The organism is Ruegeria sp., from assembly GCF_028066395.1.
Taxonomy (GTDB): Bacteria; Pseudomonadota; Alphaproteobacteria; order Rhodobacterales; family Rhodobacteraceae; genus Ruegeria.
This window is the reverse complement of sequence record NZ_JALCBM010000071.1, coordinates 5319-22108: the sequence shown is the minus strand read 5'-3', so window position 1 is coordinate 22108 and position 16790 is coordinate 5319. Positions and strand designations below refer to the sequence as shown.

The window sequence follows — 16790 nt, the reverse complement described above, 5'->3', positions numbered from 1 at the left end:
CGATGGAGATCACCGGCAATCTGCACTGGCCGGATGAGATCGACAGTTATACGCCTGAGCCCGATATCGACGACAACATCTGGTTTGCCCGCGATGTGCCTGCTTTGGCCGAAGCTCTGGGGGCAGAGCCGGTGCTGCTGATTGCCCGCTCGGCAACCGACCCCGGCATCACGCCTCTGCCCGTCGATACGGCGGGCATCCCCAATGATCATCTGCAATATGCAATCACCTGGTTTGGTCTGGCTTTGGTCTGGGCCGCGATGACCGGTTATTTCCTGTGGCGCAGCCGCGCCCCTTCTGAGAGTGACGCGACATGAAATATATCTCGACCCGTGGGCAGGCGCCCGAACTGACGTTTGAAGAGGCGATGCTGACCGGGCTGGCCCGGGATGGTGGCCTGTATCTGCCCGCCGAGATCCCGGTGATGTCGCAGGATGAGATCGCCGCGCTGGCGGGGTTGCCTTATGAGGAAATCGCATTCCGGGTGATGTGGCCCTATGTCAGCGGCTCCTTCGCCGAGGATGAGTTCAAGCAGATCATCGCCCGCGCCTATGAAGGTTTTGGCCATGACGCCCGCGCGCCGTTGAAGCAGCTGAACGAAAACCACTTCCTGCTGGAGTTGTTCCACGGGCCGACTCTGGCCTTCAAGGATTTCGCGATGCAGCTGATTGGTCAGTTGTTCCAGGTCGCTCTGAAGCGGCGCGGGGATCGGGTGACCATCGTGGGGGCGACCAGTGGTGACACCGGCTCTGCCGCTATCGAAGCGTTCCGGGGGCTGGACGCGGTGGATGTGTTCATCCTGTTCCCCCATGGCCGTGTGTCCGAAGTGCAGCGTCGTCAGATGACCACACCTGCAGACAGCAACGTGCATGCGCTGGCCGTGGATGGCGATTTCGACGATTGTCAGGCCGCCGTAAAGGATATGTTCAACGATTTCGACTTCCGCGATGGGGTGAAACTGGCCGGTGTGAACTCGATCAACTTTGCGCGGGTGCTGGCGCAGGTGGTGTATTATTTCTCGGCCGCTGTCAGCCTTGGCGCGCCGCATCGCAAGGTCAGCTTTACTGTGCCCACCGGCAATTTCGGGGATATTTTCGCAGGCTACATCGCCAAGCGGATGGGGCTGCCGATTGACCGGCTTGTGGTGGCGACCAACCAGAATGACATCCTGCATCGGTGCCTCTCGGGTGAGGGGTATTTCAAGGGCGACACCATCCCCTCGATCAGCCCGTCGATGGATATTCAGGTCAGCTCAAACTTTGAACGGGCGCTGTATTACGCCTATGGCGAGGATGGTGCAGCGGTTGCGCAGTTGATGGATGAGCTGAAGTCCGGCGGCTTCAATGTCAGCCAAGGGGCGATGGAGGCGCTGCGCGAAAACTTTGACTCAGGCCGCGTGTCCGAGGACGAGACGCTGACAACGATCAAGCACACGCTGGTCCATAGCGCCGAACTGGTCTGCCCGCATACCGCCGTGGGTATCAAGGTCGCCGAAGAGGATCGTGCGGCGGACGTGCCGATGATCACTCTGGCCACCGCGCATCCGGCGAAATTCCCGGCAGCGGTCGAGAAGGCGAGCGGGGAACATCCGCCTCTTCCATCCCGCATGTCTGATCTGTATGAACGTCCGGAACGGGTGACCCGCATTGCCAATGATCTGGGTGCCCTTGAGGATCATATCAGAAGGCATATTGCTGAGTGACAGTCAGACAGGACCAGCTGAAGAACGGCTTTCGTATCGTCAGTGAACATATGCCGGTGCTGCAATCGGCGGCCATCGGCATCTGGGTGACCGCCGGTGGGCGGCATGAGCGGATCGAACAGAACGGCATCGCGCATTTCCTTGAGCATATGGCGTTCAAGGGGACCGAGCGGCGCTCGGCTTTGCAAATCGCCGAAGCCATTGAGGATGTGGGCGGGTATATCAACGCCTATACCTCGCGCGAGGTGACGGCGTACTACGCGCGCGTGCTGAAAGACGATGTGGCGCTGGCGATGGATGTGATCGGCGACATCGTTCTGAATCCGGTGTTTGATCCGCGTGAGATCGAGGTCGAGCGCGGTGTGATCCTGCAGGAGATCGGTCAGGCCTATGACACGCCGGACGATGTGATCTTTGACTGGTTGCAAGAGCAGAGCTATCACGACCAGCCTCTGGGCCGCACCATTCTGGGGCCGACCGAGCGGGTCAGCGCGTTTTCGCGCGAGGATCTGTCCGGGTTCGTGTCGGAACATTACGGGCCGGAGCAGATGATCCTGTCGGCGGCTGGTGCCGTCGATCACGATCAACTGATGAAAATGGCCGAAGAGATGTTCGGTCATCTGCAACCGCGTAAAGGTCTGATCCCCGAAGCGGCCCGGTTCACAGGCGGCGAGGCGCGGCAGGAGAAAGAGCTGGAGCAAGCTCATTTCGCTTTGGCTCTTGAAAGCCCCGGCTATCGGGACGATGCAATCTACGCGGCGCAGATTTATTCCACCGCTTTGGGCGGCGGCATGTCCTCGCGCCTGTTCCAGGAGGTGCGCGAGACGCGCGGGCTGTGCTATACGATCTTCGCGCAGACCGGAGCCTATGCGGATACCGGGACGACCACGATCTATGCCGGAACTTCGGCCGATCAGGTGGCAGAGCTGGCGACGATTACCATCGACGAGATGAAGCGCGCCGCCGAGGACATGAGCGCCGAAGAGGTCGCCCGCGCCCGCGCGCAGATGAAGGCCGGGATGCTGATGGGTCTGGAAAGCCCCTCGAACCGGGCCGAACGTCTGGCGCGGTTGGTGCAGATCTGGGGCCGTGTGCCCTCGCTTGAGGATACGGTCGCCAAGATCGATGCGGTCAGCACCGAGGATGTGCGCGCCTTTGCCGAACAGATGGCGGTGCAGGCCCCTGCGGCGCTGGCGCTGTATGGTCCGGTGACGGGCGCGCCAAGCCTGGCGGATTTGCAGGAGAGGCGTGCGGCGTGATGCTGTTGGGCCGACGCAAGCTGAAACTCGAAACCGAGCGGCTGAGCTTGCGCCCGCCTGTGCATTCCGACTTTAACGACTGGGCGGCCCTGCGGCGGGCGTCCAAGGATTATCTGACCCCGTGGGAGCCGATCTGGGCCAAGGATCACCTGAGCCGGAAATCATTTACGAACCGGGTGTATTGGGCGCAGCGATCGGTGGCGAGTGGAACGGCAATCCCTCTGTTTCTGTTTCGGCGGCAGGATGACGTGCTGATGGGCGCGATCACTTTGGACAATATCCGGCGGGGACCGGCGCAGGCCGGTACGCTGGGGTACTGGACCGGGCAGGCTTTTGCCCGTCAGGGATATATGCGTGAAGCTATCGGCGCGGTGGTGCATCATGCCTTTACCCGACTGGACCTGAGCCGGATTGAGGCCGCCTGTTTGCCCGAGAACAAGCCCTCGCGCGGGTTGTTGGAAAGCTCGGGCTTCAAGTATGAGGGCGTGGCGCAATCCTATCTGCAGATCGATGGTCGGTGGCGGACGCATGTTCTTTATGCCAGTTTGCGGTCGGATCGGCGGGGCAGGACGGACGCGGGGTAGCTGGCCCCGTTGGGGCCATGGGGGCGCTGCCCCCAAACCCCCGGGATATTTTTGGCCAGATGAACAAGGGGCATGACTTGTTGGCTGAGTGCGCTACACTTGGGTCATGCGCTGGTTGGTTGTTGCATTGATGGTGATCTCGGGCGGGGCTGCCGCGCAGGAGCGGCGGCCGAGCCATTGCATCGCCATCGCGGATGCCGCACCGGGGATCGAGTTTCTGCACAAGGCGGCGTGGAGTGATCCGGTGCCCGAGTTCTCGGTCAGGATCAGCTATGTCGCGCATGCGTCCTTTCTGATCCAGACGCGTGGGGGGCTGAATGCGGTGACCGATTTCACCGGGTTCATTGGCGGTGCCGATCTGATCCCGGATGTGGTCACCATGAACCATGCGCACAGCACCCATTGGACCGCCCATCCCGATCCCGCCATTCCGCATGTTCTACCCGGTTGGGGCGAATTCGGGAAGGGGATCGAGCATCATCTGGATCTGGGTGAGATGCTGGTGCGCAATGTCTCGACCGATATTCGATCTGCTTTTTCCGGAATTGAGGAGCGAGGCAACTCGATTTTCGTGTTCGAGGTCGAGGGATTGTGTATCGGCCATCTTGGCCATCTGCATCATGTGCCGTCGGATGAGCAATTTGCGGCGCTGGGGCGGCTGGATGTGGTGATGGCGGCGGTGGATGGTGGGACGACCATGCCTCTGCCCGAGATGATCTCGGTGCTTAAGCGGCTGAAAAGCTCGGTCATCATTCCGATGCATTGGTTTTCCGGTTTCTCGCTGGATCGGTTTCTGGCCGATATTCGCGGGGAGTTTCCGGTTGAACGGGACGGGGTGTCTGAGATCACGGTGTCCTTGCGCACGCTACCCGACCGGCCCACGGTAGTGGTGTTGGAGCCGCGTTACCTGATTGATCTGGAATAGGGCTTGTCGCGGGGCGGGCGCTTGGGCAAGGAAGGGGTATGACGCTGAACCCTGCCAATGATGATTTCGCCCAATCGATCCGCGCGCATCTGCCTGAGGATGTTCTGCGTCCCGTGACTGCCCGCTATCTTGAGGAGCCCCGGGGGCGCTATGCCGGGCAGGCGGGGGTGCTGGCCTTGCCCCGAACGGTCGAAGAGGTGGGGACGCTAGTACGTCTCGCCTCGGACGCGCGTGTGCCGGTGGTGCCTTATGGCGGCGGCACCGGGTTGGTGGGGGGGCAGGTTTGCCCGGACGGGCTCGCGCCGCTGGTGATTTCCCTGGAGCGGATGGCGGCGATCCGGGCGGTTTACCCCACCGAAAACGTGTTGATTGCCGAGGCTGGGGCTATTCTGGCGGATGTTCAGGCGGCGGCTGATGGGGCTGGTCGACTGTTTCCCCTGTCGCTGGCCGCGCAAGGCTCCTGCCGGATCGGAGGGAACCTTGCGACCAATGCGGGCGGATTGAACGTGCTACGCTATGGCAATGCCCGCGATCTGTGTCTGGGGCTTGAGGCCGTGCTGCCCAGTGGCCAGATTTGGCACGGGCTGAGCCGGTTGCGAAAGGACAATACCGGCTACGATCTGCGCAACCTTCTGGTCGGATCCGAGGGGACATTGGGGATCATCACGGCAGCGGCGCTGAAACTGTACCCGAAGCCTGCGGGTGTCGGGACGGCGGTGTTTCAGGTCCGTTCACCCGAGGCGGCCATTGATCTGTTGTCGATGCTGCGGGATCAGGTGGGCGAGGCGATCAGCGCCTTTGAGCTGCTGCACCGGCAGGGGTTGGAGTTCCTGGCCGAGGTCCTGCCGCAGGTTCGGCAGCCCTTTGCCACGCCACCAGAATGGAGCGTTCTGATCGAACTGGGCCTTGCCGCGGATCAGGACCCGGTTGCCGCGCTGGAGGCCCTGTTTGTGGCAGGGCAGGCGCGCGGGTTGGTCGAGGACGGGGTCATTGCGCAGAACCTGTCTCAACGGGATGCATTGTGGGCCGTGCGCGAGCAAATCCCCGAGGCCAACAGGCTGATCGGGTCAATCTCAAGCCACGATATCTCGGTCCCGATCTCGTCCATTCCTGAATTCATCCGGCGCGGGGCGGCGATGATTGCTGATCTGGGGCCCTATCGCATCAATTGTTTCGGCCATCTGGGCGATGGCAATCTGCATTACAATATATACCCGCCCAAAGGGCATAGCCGGGCCGAGTATGAGGGTCAACGATCCATTGTCATGCACGCGGTGCACGATCTGGTGCATGCATTTGGCGGGTCAGTCAGCGCCGAACATGGGGTGGGGCGGATGAAGGTAACGGATATCGAGCGCTATGGCGACCCGACCAAACTGACCGCCATGCGGGCGATCAAACAGGCGCTGGACCCTAAAGGGATCATGAACCCCGGCGCGGTGTTGCGCTAGGGTTTCGGTAGCTTAAAGCCCCTCGAACTCGCACAGGACATGGACATCCATGCCCATCCCCTCAAGCAACTTACGCCCGCCCAGTTCCGGCAGATCAATGATGAACGCGCATGAGACGATCTCACCCCCCAGCCGTTCGATCAGCTTGATCCCGGCCTCGGCCGTGCCGCCGGTGGCCAGCAGATCATCGACGACGAGGATTTTCTCGCCCGGTTGGATGGCGTCGTCATGGATTTCGACGATCGCCTCGCCATATTCCAGCTTGTAGTCCTGACTGATCGTGGTGCCGGGCAGCTTGCCTTTTTTGCGGATCGGTACGAAGCCGACGCTCAGCTGGTGGGCAATGGCCCCGCCCAGAATGAAGCCACGTGCCTCAAGACCTACAACCTTGTCGATCTGTTCGCCCGCATAGGGGTGCAGCATCTGGTCGATGGCGATGCGAAAGCCACGCGGGTCGGCAAACAGGGTGGTCACATCGCGGAACATGATCCCTTCATGGGGGAAATCCACGATGGTTCGGATGTAATCCTTGACGGTTTTGTTTCTGGACATGAACCACCCTTTGTACCGAGTCAAAACACGCCAGTGTTTGGCTTATCCCTGCGGCTTATGCAAGGAAAACGCTGTCAGGCAGGTTTAAGCCGGGCGCCGCAGAACTGCTGTGGCCACGCCCATCCCGATCAGCGTCAGCCCGCCAAACCGGGTCATCGCTGTGATGACTCCGGCGCGTCCGATCATCCGGCGCAGGCGGTCGGCCAGCAACGCATAGGCCAGCGCATTCAACCAAGCCAGGCTGACGAATGTGGCGATCAGGATGGCGAATTGAGGGCCCAGAGGCTCGGCCGGGCGCAAGAACTGCGGCACGAAGGCGATGAAAAACGCGATGGATTTCGGGTTCAGCGCAGTCACGGCTGCCGCATGGCCAAACACCCCGCGCGCGGTGATGTCTCTGCCGGTATCGACGGGGTTCAACCCACCGGAGGGCGCGCTGCGCAACAGTTTGAGACCAAGCCAGACCAGATAGGCCGCGCCAACCCATTTCAGCACGGAAAACAGGGTGGCCGAGGCCAGAACCAGCGCCCCCAACCCCAACAGAGAAGCGCTCATCGCGATCAGATCGCCAACGGCCACGCCGGTGGCCGAAGCCACCGCAACGCTGCGCCCTTTGGACAGCGCATAGCTGAGCACTAACAAAACTGTTGGCCCGGGGATCATCAATAATGCGGTTGATGCGGCGACAAAGGTCAGCCAAAGGTCCAGTTCCATGGGGTATCCCTTTTCCGTTTCCGCGCCAGCAAGCCTCGGTGCAGCTGCAAGGTCAAGCCTTTCTTGGCCCGGTAACGCGCCGCATCAGCGCCTCAAGCGGTCCGTGTTTGAACCACCGCGACCAGAGCAGCGCATATCCCGAAGATGCAGCGCAGAATAAAAGGGCATACAAGGCGATTTCCGGCGGGCTGAGGGTGCCGTTCAGCAATCCCAGCGCCTCTAACAACCCCATCCCGATCAGGATATGCGCCATGTACAAAGTCAGGCTCTGCCGTCCCGGAATCGTCAATACCCGCGCGATACGCAGGCGTTCGATCATTGGCCAGAGTTTCAACAACAGCCCGATCAAAACACAAGCAGTCCCTGTGCTTGCGACAATGTAAAACGGTCCGGGCGGGATGGATTCCGTTCCCAGATAGGCCACCAGCTCTGGGTCTGAGGTCAGCATGTGTGGGAACAGCGCCAAAACTGCCGCAGCAAATCCCCACATGATCAGGCGGTGCTGGATGCAGAGGGTCCGCATGTCAGATCGGCCAATCGCCATACCGATCAGCAGGAACGCCGCCCAGGGCAACACCGGGTGCCATCCGTTGAAGAAGGCATTGCGCAGGAAACCGGGCAGGGTCCAAAGGTCGGTATAGGTCAGAGTACCCCAATCCCAGCCGCGATCATAATCCAGAAACAGGTGGGCCAGAACAGAAAGGGAGACAATTCCAAGCGCGCCCAACCACAGGACGCGCTGAGACGCGCTCAAGAACGCTGCGCCAACAAGAAAATAGAGCGCGTAGAAATGCAGGATGTCAGCGTCGAACACCGTCATGTTGATCAGGCCCAAAGCGAACAGAAACGCGGCCCGGCGTAGCATCAGCGCTGCAGTGGGTCTTGATAGACTCACGCCAATTCCGGCCAGAATGACGAATAAGGCCGCCGCACGCCCTTCGATGGCATCAATCATGACCGAGGTCCAGTCCGCACCAGAGGCGACTTGTGCAGCAATCCGGAAATTGACCAGCACCATGCCGCAAAAGGCCAGAAACCGCGCGCCATCCAGCGCATCAAGTCGGGTCATCCAGTTTCCTTTCAGGCAAGTTGCGGCAGAAGGGGGCGCTGCCCCCGCCGCCCTGCGGGCGACTCCCCCGGGATATTTCTAGCCAGATGAAGAATGGATTCCCTGCTTCATCTGGCCCTAAATATCCCGGAGCGCGAGGCAGAGCCTCGCATAAATCTTTATGTTTTTATTAAGCTTTCCGTTTTCATGTCCGGTTTGCTTTGACCCCCAAATCAGACTCATGTTTGGATGTCAAAGAACCCGACCCGCCACCGCGTCCAGTTTCGCCAGCAGCGCCGCGTCGCGTTTCTCGGGCGCGGTCAGGATGGCAAAATCCAGCGCGCGGTCGCAGCCATGGGGGCAGGCTGCGCGGTCGCCTCCAAGCAGTTCCGGCAGCCCTTTGACCAAAGCGCGGGCCTTGTCTGCGTTGCCGGTCAGGGTTGCGATGATGGCAGTAACGTCAACCTCGCCATGATCAGGGTGCCAACTGTCATAATCCGTAACCATCGCAACCGAGGCGTAACACAGCTCTGCCTCGCGGGCGAGTTTGGCTTCGGGCATGTTGGTCATGCCGATCACGTCGCAGCCCCAATGCTCGCGATACATTTTTGATTCCGCCAGGGTCGAGAATTGCGGGCCTTCCATCGCCAGATAGGTGCCACCGCGATGTATGGTGATGCCTGCAGCCTTGCCCGCCGTTTCACAGGCATCCGACAGGCGTGGGCAGGTCGGGTGGGCGACGCTGACATGGGCAACGCAGCCGGTTCCGAAAAAGCTTTTGTCGCGCGCAAAGGTGCGGTCGATGAATTGGTCCACGATCACGAAATCGCCGGGTGCCATGTGTTCGCGGAACGATCCACAGGCCGAGACGGAAATCACATCCGTCACCCCCAGCCGTTTCAGCGCGTCGATATTGGCGCGATAGGGGACCTCGGTCGGGGAATGCACATGGCCGCGCCCGTGACGCGGCAGAAAAGCCATATCCACCCCGTTCAGAGATCCGGTCAGGATCTGGTCCGAAGGCGCACCCCAGGGCGATTCAACCGTGACCCATTCTGCACCTTCCAGACCTTCGATGTCGTAGATGCCCGATCCTCCGATAACGGCGATTTTTGTCTGGGTCACGTGTCGTCTCCGCTTGCTGTCTCTGATCAGAATATCTGTCTGTCGCAGGGTGGTTTGGCAAGCATGTTCAGCGGTTTGAGGATGACTTTTCCGCTCTTCGGAGGGATTAGTCATGCAATAGACGCATACCTGCTTCCCGATTGGCGCCGTATCCCCGAGCGGCTGGGACGGGTAAAAGGGCGCTTTCGCGCCAACAGACCCAAGCCACAGGACACGTCCATGCCCCGAGCCATGCTGGCAAGTTTTGCCAACCGCCTTGCCATACCCGATCTGCGCTGGTCGCCGGACGAGGGTCTGACGTTCTCACGGCTGCGGATCGAGCTGTTGTCCGGCCTGACTGTGGCCCTTGCGCTGGTGCCCGAGGCCGTGGCCTTTGCTTTTGTGGCGGGCGTCCACCCGCTGGTCGGGCTGTACGCGGCCTTTCTGGTTGGTCTTATTACCGCGCTGATTGGTGGGCGTCCGGGTATGATCTCGGGTGCGACGGGTGCTTTGGCGGTGGTCATGGTGGCGCTGGTGGCCGAGCATGGGGTTGAATACCTGTTCGCGACGGTCGTTTTGATGGGTATCCTGCAGGTCATTGCAGGGGCTATGCATTGGGGGCGCTTCATTCGTCTGGTGCCGCATCCGGTAATGCTGGGCTTTGTGAACGGTCTGGCCATCGTGATCTTCCTGGCGCAGATGGGCCAGTTCAAGGTGCCCGGCACCATGGAAAACACTGGCCACGGGGTCGGTGGCGGAGAATGGCTGTCCGGCATGCAGCTTTACACCATGCTGGGGCTGGTGGCGCTGACCATGGCAGTGATCTGGGTGATGCCGCGCATCACGCGCATCATCCCTGCGCCGTTGGCCGGGATCGTCGTGGTTGCAGCCATCGTAATCGGCATGGGGCTGGATGTGCCGCGTGTCGGCGATCTGGCCTCAATCGAGGGCGGCTTGCCGTCCTTCCATATCCCGATGGTACCGCTGAACTGGGAAACTTTTGAAATCATCTTGCCCTACGCCGTTATCCTGGCCGCCATCGGTCTGATCGAATCCCTGCTGACTCTGAACCTTGTGGGAGAGATCACCGGCAAACGCGGCGGAGCCTCGCAGGAATGCATCGCGCAGGGCGCGGCCAATGTCGTGACCGGATTCTTCGGCGGCATGGGCGGTTGCGCGATGATCGGTCAGTCGATGATCAACGTGAAATCCGGCGGTCGGACCCGTATCGCAGGTATCGCTGCCGCACTGTTCTTGCTGGTGTTCATCCTGTTTGCCTCGCCGCTGATCGAGCAGATCCCGCTGGCCGCGCTGGTGGGTGTGATGTTCATGGTTGTGATCGGCACCTTCGCCTGGAACTCGTTCAAGATCCTGCTCAAGGTCCCAATGATGGACGCCTTTGTGATCGTTCTGGTGACGGTTGTGACGGTGATGGAGGACCTCGCGGTCGCGGTGGTTGTTGGTGTGATCGTCTCGGCACTGGCCTACGCGTGGAACAACGCCAAACGCATCCATTCGGTCACGCGCGAGTCGGCCACCGAAGAGGGCGCGAAGGTCTATGAAATTCAGGGACCGTTGTTCTTCGGCTCCTCCGATGGGTTCATCGAACTGTTTGATGTGGCAAATGACCCGGAAACCGTGATCGTGGATTTCGCTGACAGTCGGGTAGTCGACCAATCCGCGCTACAGGCCATCGAAAACATTGCCGGGAAATATGAGGCTGCGGGCAAACGCGTGATGCTGCGCCACCTGAGCCGTGACTGTCACAAACTGCTTACCAAAGCCGGGCATCTGATGGTCGACAGCGATGATGACCCGGAATACGAATTGGTCGTTGACTATTCGGTCCGCACGGGCATCTTGGGCGGTCACTGAATTTTTGCGAGGCTCTGCCTCGCGCTCCGGGATATTTAGGGCCAGATGAAGCAGGGGATCCATTCTTCATCTGGCTGGAAATATCCCGGGGGAGTCGCCCACCGGGCGGCGGGGGCAGAGCCCCCTTCAGCCTATCAGTCGTCCGGGCGGGACAGTGAGAACAGTTCGGTGACAACCGAGTAATCCCGGTAACCCAGTCGCGCCAGCGGCTGAAACGCGGTCACATCAAACTTGCCGTCCTTCAGGCAGTCGTCGCGCAGGTGCACGCCGGTGACCTCTCCGAAAACCACGCGGTTTGCCTCGCCCGGCAGGGTGACGATCTGGGTCAGTTTGCATTCCAGTGCGGCAGGGGCGTCGGCGATGCGGGCGCAGGGGATGGTTTCGCACTCGACCGGTGTCAGCCCGGCATGGGTGAATTCGTCTTGCTCTTTGGGCAACCCGGCGGAGGTGGCGTTCATGGCGTCCCGGTGCGCGTGGGCGACGACGTTTACGCAGAACACACCGGTTGCCTCGATATTGGCGACACTGTCCTTGCCGTCTTCCTGATCGTGCTTGCTGCCGGTTGTGGCGAACATCACCTGTGGCGGCGTATAGGCCACGCCGTTGAAGAAGGAATAGGGGGCCAGATTGTTGATCCCCTCCGCGTCGCGGGTTGAAATCCAGCCGATTGGCCGGGGCGTGATGATGGCGTTGAACGGGTTGTGCGGCAGGCCGTGACCGTTTTCGGGGCGATAGAACATCTGAACTCCAAGCGTTTGCCCAAGGCGTACCGAAGTGCTAGGGCGAATTCCAGCAAGGAAAAGAGGGCCGGAGTGCAGCAGTTCAGGATCAGGCCGGAAACGCCGGAGGATTGGTGGGAGGTTGAGGCCCTCTATGACCTGTGCTTTGCGCCCGGGCGCGAGGCGTTGTCGTCCTACCGGCTGCGAGATGATGTGCCGCCGGTGGCCGGGTTGTCTCAGGTGGCGCGGGACGGGCAGGGCATTCTGGCCGGGGCGATCCGGTTCTGGCCGGTGCATGTCGGGGATCATGACGCGTTGTTGCTGGGCCCGGTGGCCGTACATCCGACCCATCAGGGTGAGGGGTTGGGGGGCTACCTGATCCATCAGGGCATCGAGGCCGGGCGCAAGCAGGGTTGGGATCGGGTCATGCTGGTGGGCGATGCGCCCTATTACGCACGCTTTGGCTTTGACCGTTTGCACGGGGTCGAGATGCCACCACCGACCAACCCTGAACGGGTGCTGGGGCTTGAATTGAGCGCCGAAAAATGGGCTGGAATTCAGGGCCTTGTCACCCGCTGGACACGCTGAGCCATTGAAAACCGGCGCCAAAATGCCGATCTTTTTAGGACAGGAGGGCACATATGCACGACGTGGTTCTTGTCGAAAAGATCGATCCAGAGGCCGAGCTTGATCGGCTGGCAACCCATTACAACGCTGCCGGAGGGGCGGGGATCAAGCTGCTGAACCGATTGGGCGGATCGGCGGAATCATTGTTGGAGCAACTGCCCGAACCGGTGCGGCAGGGATTGACCGGGGCGACCGAGCAGGCGCTGTGGGTGGCTATGCATGCAGCCCAAAGCTCGCGCCGGGCGGTGCCGGATCAGCCGCCTTGGGTGAACACGGCCGTGACCACCGCAATGGGGGCTGCGGGCGGATTGGGCGGTGTTTCGACCGCGTTGATGGAACTGCCTGCGACCACCACGATGTTGTTGCGATCCATTCAGGGTGCGGCGGCGCGCGAAGGGTTTGACCCGGCGGAGGAAGGCGTGAAATTCGACTGCATCCGCGTGCTGTCCGCCGCTGGTCCGCTGTCTCATGACGATGGGGTGGATACCGGGTTTTTCTCGGTCCGATTGACCTTGACGGGGCCGACGATGCAGCGGCTGATCGCGGCGGTGGCGCCGAAATTGTCGGTGGTGCTGGGGCAGAAGCTGGCGGCGCAGTCGGTGCCCATTCTGGGTGCCCTGGCCGGAGGTGGTACGAATTACGTCTATACGCGTTACTACCAGCAGATCGCCCATGTGCATTTCGGCCTGCGGCGGCTGGCGGTGGATGCGGATATTCCGCATGACGAATTGGTGCAGCGTTTGTCACAGCGCATGTTGCGGTGACAAGGTTCTGCACACTGGACAAAACCGGTGTGTAAAATACCACAATCTCCAACCTTACCCTAGGTAAGCTAGGGGCGGTGGGGCTTGATATTGGTTCGCCGCTTGGTATCTATTCGCCCATCGACATCTGGACCGACCATGATTCAATACGCGTTGAAATGCAGTGACGGCCACAGCTTTGACAGCTGGTTCCAATCGGCTGCGGCCTTTGACAAGCTTGCTGCGGCAGGGATGGTGACCTGCGCTGTTTGCGGCTCGGCCCAGGTGGAAAAGGCGATCATGACCCCTCGGGTTCGTCCGGCGCGCAATGCTGTGGCTCCGGTCGCTCCTCAACCCGAACCTGCGCCCATCGACATGGCGACCCCGGCGCCCGAGGTTGAACAGGCGCTGGCGAAGTTGCGGGATGTGGTCGAAAAGAACTCGGACTACGTTGGCAATGAATTCGCCAGCGAGGCGCGCAAGATGCATCTGGGCGATGCGCCAGAGCGCGCGATCTATGGCGAGGCCAAGCCGGAAGAGGCGCGCGCCCTGATCGAAGACGGGGTTCCTGTCGCACCTCTGCCCTTCATTCCCAGCCGCAAGACGAACTGAGCCCATGCATATCGTCATCACCGGCGTCAATCGCGGGATCGGCAAATCGCTGGCCGAGCATTACCGGGCGCAAGGCCATCAGGTCACCGGCACCGCGCGACGCGGCGATGCACAGGTTATTCTGGATGTCACCGACCCGGCCAACCACGCCGAAATGGCCAAAACACTGGCCGACCAGCCGGTTGACCTGCTGATCTGCAACGCTGGCGTCTATCTGGACAAGGGTCACGGTATCGATGAATACCCGGTGGACATGTGGGCGCAGAGCTTTGCCACCAATGTGACCGGCGTTTTCCTGACCGTGCAGTCTTTGCTGCCCAATCTGCGTGCCGCGCAGGGGCGGATCGCGATTATGTCGTCTCAGATGGCGTCACATACCCGCGCGCCGGGCGGCAGTTACATCTACCGCGCGTCCAAGGCGGCGGTGCTTAATCTGGGGCGCAATCTGGCCACCGATCTGAAGGCGGATGGCATCGCCGTGGGCGTTTATCACCCCGGATGGGTGCAGACGGATATGGGCGGGGCCGGGGCCGAAATCTCGGTGGATCAGGCCACGGCGGGGCTGGTCGCGCGGTTCGACGCGCTGTCGCTGGGCAATTCGGGCTGTTTTGAGACCTGGGACGGGCGTCCCCACGCCTATTGACGGGTCAGGGCGGCCTTGGGGATTTCGTAGACCTCACCCGGTTCGATGAAGATCACCATCAGATCGCCCGGTGTTTCATAAGAGATTTTCGCGGTTGAGCTGCTGGAATCCGGGATGCCATCGGTGAAATAAATCCGCCGCACCTCGCCCGTGTTCAGTTGAACCGCCAGTGTAGACGTACCATCGTCCTTGTGGCGCAGCTCAGCCGGGCAGCTGGACAGAGGTTCCCCGGCGATGGCGGCGCAGGGCACCGTACCTAACGAGTTCTGGCCATCCGTGCCAGACAGGGTCGCCTCTTGCGCCCATGCGGGCGAGGTCATCAGGGTCAGGGCGATTGCAAAGCGGTACATGGAAAGCCTCGTGGATTGGTCGTTTGGCGCCACGCTGACACCGCCGCCCGGCAATGTAAAGCGGCCCCGTGACGCAGCCGGATCGGCTTTGCGCCCTTGCCCTTGCGGCCCCCCTGACATAAGAGGCACGAGATCTGAATTCCAAGGCGCGGAGACACCAGCCCCCATGCCCTTACTCGTGATGAAATTCGGCGGCACGTCGGTTGCCAATCTTGACCGTATCCGCCGCGCGGCCAAACGTATCGGCGTCGAAGTCGCCAAGGGCTATGACGTGATCGTCATCGTCTCGGCCATGTCGGGCAAGACCAATGAATTGGTGGGCTGGGTCAACGAAACCTCGCCCCTGTTCGATGCGCGGGAATATGACGCCGTGGTGTCCTCGGGCGAAAACGTCACCGCCGGTCTGATGGCGCTGACGCTGCAAGAGATGGATATCCCGGCGCGCAGCTGGCAGGGTTGGCAGGTGCCGCTGATGACCACCAGCGCCCACAGCCAGGCCCGGATCGAGGAAATCCCGACCGAAAACCTGAGCCAGAAATTCGACGAAGGTATGAAAGTTGCCGTGGTTGCAGGCTTTCAGGGCATCAGCCCCGAAGGCCGTATCACCACGCTGGGCCGCGGTGGATCGGATACCACGGCGGTGGCCTTTGCGGCCGCCTTTGGTGCCGAACGCTGTGACATCTACACGGATGTGGACGGCGTTTATACCACCGACCCGCGCATCTGTGACAAGGCGCGCAAGCTGGATCGCATCTCGTTCGAGGAAATGCTGGAACTGGCCTCGCTGGGGGCCAAGGTGCTGCAGACCCGCTCGGTCGAGCTGGCGATGCGCTACAAGGTGAAACTGCGCGTTCTTTCAAGCTTTGAGGAACAATCCGACGAGGCCGGTACACTGGTCTGCGACGAGGAGGATATCATGGAATCCAATGTTGTGGCCGGTGTGGCCTATTCCCGCGACGAAGCCAAGATGACCCTGGTGTCGGTGGCCGACCGCCCGGGCATCGCGTCGATCATCTTTACCGCGCTCAGCGATGCGGGGGTGAATGTGGACATGATCGTGCAGAACATCTCGGACGAGGGGCGCACGGACATGACCTTTTCCTGCCCCACCGATCAGGTGGCGCGTTCCGAACAGGCGCTGCTGGCGATCAAGGACGCGGGTGAGCTGAACTATGCCGAACTGGTCGCGGACGAAGATGTCTGCAAGGTCTCGGTCGTGGGGATCGGCATGCGCTCGCAATCCGGTGTGGCGGCCAAAATGTTCAAGGTACTCTCGGATGAGGGGATCAACATCAAGGTCATTACAACCTCTGAGATTAAAATTTCCGTTCTGGTGGACAGGAAATACATGGAACTTGCGGTTCAGGCACTGCATGATGCCTTTGAACTGGACAAGGCGGCCTGAGCATTTCAGCCAGAGGGCGCGCCTGATACCATAAACCGGGTGGGCCATGGTGGACGGCACCGAAACAGAATCCCGCAAGCTGCTGGGGCGGCTGCGTGAAGAGATGGCGAGCGAGGCCGCCGGTCAGGAACGTCTTGACCGGATGACCCATCTGATCGCCGACAGTATCCGGGCCGAGGTCTGCTCGATCTATCTGTTCCGCGACGACGACACGCTGGAGCTGTGCGCGACCGAGGGCCTGTCGCCCGAAGCCGTCCACAAGACCCGCATGCGCATGGGCGAGGGGTTGGTGGGCCGCGTCGCCAAAAGCGGCAAAGTGGTGAACACCGCCGATGCGCCCTCGGCCAAGGGGTTCCGGTATATGCCCGAAACGGGCGAGGAGCGGTTTACCTCCTTCCTTGGCGTTCCGGTGCAGCGTCTTGGCGAAAAGCTGGGCGTGCTGGTGGTGCAGTCGCGCGAGGCGCGGAAATTCACCGC

General features: G+C 61.2%; 19 protein-coding genes. 13 read left to right on the top strand and 6 right to left on the bottom strand.

Annotation, left to right across the window (positions count from 1 at the left end; genetic code table 11):
- The 6 genes from MPJ51_RS18150 to MPJ51_RS18125 all read left to right on the top strand — a co-directional run.
- Window positions 1–317, top strand: a 317-nt coding sequence (locus tag MPJ51_RS18150; RefSeq protein ID WP_298389569.1) for an SURF1 family protein, incomplete at its 5' end; no start/stop codon positions are given.
- The gene (gene thrC, locus MPJ51_RS18145) at window positions 314–1702 is read left to right on the top strand and encodes a threonine synthase (protein WP_298389567.1); all 1389 of its coding nucleotides are present in this window, start codon (window positions 314–316) and stop codon (window positions 1700–1702) included. The genes MPJ51_RS18150 and thrC, both read left to right, overlap by 4 nt.
- Window positions 1699–2961: a pitrilysin family protein gene (locus MPJ51_RS18140; RefSeq protein WP_298389565.1), complete on the top strand. Its 1263-nt coding sequence runs from the start codon at window positions 1699–1701 to the stop codon at window positions 2959–2961. Before thrC ends, MPJ51_RS18140 begins: the two co-directional genes overlap by 4 nt.
- Window positions 2961–3545: a GNAT family protein gene (locus MPJ51_RS18135; protein WP_298389563.1), complete on the top strand. Its 585-nt coding sequence runs from the start codon at window positions 2961–2963 to the stop codon at window positions 3543–3545. Before MPJ51_RS18140 ends, MPJ51_RS18135 begins: the two co-directional genes overlap by 1 nt.
- A 106-nt stretch (window positions 3546–3651) precedes the next feature.
- Window positions 3652–4470: an MBL fold metallo-hydrolase gene (locus tag MPJ51_RS18130; protein ID WP_298389571.1), complete on the top strand. Its 819-nt coding sequence runs from the start codon at window positions 3652–3654 to the stop codon at window positions 4468–4470.
- A gap of 38 nt (window positions 4471–4508) precedes the next feature.
- Entirely contained in the window at window positions 4509–5921 is a 1413-nt protein-coding gene (locus tag MPJ51_RS18125; RefSeq protein ID WP_298389561.1) for an FAD-binding oxidoreductase, read from the top strand.
- 12 nt (window positions 5922–5933) lie between these two features.
- On the opposite strand, the gene MPJ51_RS18120 is transcribed toward MPJ51_RS18125, so the two are convergent.
- The 4 genes from MPJ51_RS18120 to MPJ51_RS18105 all read right to left on the bottom strand — a co-directional run bounded on the left by MPJ51_RS18120 (window position 5934) and on the right by MPJ51_RS18105 (window position 9360).
- On the bottom strand, window positions 5934–6473 hold the full coding sequence (locus tag MPJ51_RS18120; RefSeq protein ID WP_298389559.1) for an adenine phosphoribosyltransferase: 540 nt from the start codon (window positions 6471–6473) through the stop codon (window positions 5934–5936).
- Window positions 6474–6557: 84 nt separating this feature from the next.
- Entirely contained in the window at window positions 6558–7187 is a 630-nt protein-coding gene (locus MPJ51_RS18115; RefSeq protein WP_298389557.1) for a LysE family translocator, read from the bottom strand.
- 52 nt (window positions 7188–7239) lie between these two features.
- A complete protein-coding gene (locus MPJ51_RS18110) occupies window positions 7240–8256 on the bottom strand; it encodes a DUF418 domain-containing protein (RefSeq protein ID WP_298389555.1) in 1017 nt (338 codons plus the stop codon).
- Between the two features lie 231 nt (window positions 8257–8487).
- Window positions 8488–9360 (bottom strand): S-methyl-5'-thioadenosine phosphorylase, encoded by an 873-nt coding sequence (locus tag MPJ51_RS18105; RefSeq protein WP_298389553.1) that lies wholly within the window; start codon window positions 9358–9360, stop codon window positions 8488–8490.
- Between the two features lie 219 nt (window positions 9361–9579).
- On the opposite strand from MPJ51_RS18105, the gene MPJ51_RS18100 reads away from it, so the two are divergent.
- A complete protein-coding gene (locus MPJ51_RS18100; protein WP_298389551.1) occupies window positions 9580–11214 on the top strand; it encodes a SulP family inorganic anion transporter in 1635 nt (544 codons plus the stop codon).
- A gap of 134 nt (window positions 11215–11348) precedes the next feature.
- On the opposite strand, the gene MPJ51_RS18095 is transcribed toward MPJ51_RS18100, so the two are convergent.
- Window positions 11349–11954, bottom strand: a complete 606-nt coding sequence (locus MPJ51_RS18095; protein WP_298389549.1) for a flavin reductase family protein — start codon at window positions 11952–11954, stop codon at window positions 11349–11351.
- Between the two features lie 72 nt (window positions 11955–12026).
- On the opposite strand from MPJ51_RS18095, the gene MPJ51_RS18090 reads away from it, so the two are divergent.
- The 4 genes from MPJ51_RS18090 (at window position 12027) to MPJ51_RS18075 (ending at window position 14558) form a co-directional block, all read left to right on the top strand.
- On the top strand, window positions 12027–12521 hold the full coding sequence (locus MPJ51_RS18090) for an N-acetyltransferase (RefSeq protein ID WP_298389547.1): 495 nt from the start codon (window positions 12027–12029) through the stop codon (window positions 12519–12521).
- Between the two features lie 53 nt (window positions 12522–12574).
- The gene (locus tag MPJ51_RS18085) at window positions 12575–13324 is read left to right on the top strand and encodes an EcsC family protein (protein WP_298389545.1); all 750 of its coding nucleotides are present in this window, start codon (window positions 12575–12577) and stop codon (window positions 13322–13324) included.
- A gap of 138 nt (window positions 13325–13462) precedes the next feature.
- On the top strand, window positions 13463–13915 hold the full coding sequence (locus MPJ51_RS18080) for a DUF1178 family protein (protein ID WP_298389543.1): 453 nt from the start codon (window positions 13463–13465) through the stop codon (window positions 13913–13915).
- A gap of 4 nt (window positions 13916–13919) precedes the next feature.
- Window positions 13920–14558 carry an SDR family NAD(P)-dependent oxidoreductase gene (locus tag MPJ51_RS18075; protein ID WP_298389541.1) on the top strand — a complete coding sequence of 213 codons (639 nt, stop codon included), beginning with the start codon at window positions 13920–13922 and terminating at the stop codon, window positions 14556–14558.
- Here MPJ51_RS18075 and MPJ51_RS18070 read toward each other — a convergent pair.
- Complete coding sequence (locus MPJ51_RS18070; RefSeq protein WP_298389539.1) at window positions 14552–14908, bottom strand: hypothetical protein; 357 nt, start codon at window positions 14906–14908, stop codon at window positions 14552–14554. The two genes, MPJ51_RS18075 and MPJ51_RS18070, sit on opposite strands and share 7 nt — an antisense overlap.
- Window positions 14909–15074: 166 nt before the next feature.
- Between MPJ51_RS18070 and MPJ51_RS18065 the strand changes: the two genes are divergently transcribed.
- The gene (locus tag MPJ51_RS18065; protein WP_298389537.1) at window positions 15075–16313 is read left to right on the top strand and encodes an aspartate kinase; all 1239 of its coding nucleotides are present in this window, start codon (window positions 15075–15077) and stop codon (window positions 16311–16313) included.
- Between the two features lie 46 nt (window positions 16314–16359).
- On the top strand, window positions 16360–16790 hold a 431-nt coding region (locus MPJ51_RS18060), incomplete at its 3' end, for a GAF domain-containing protein (RefSeq protein WP_298389535.1).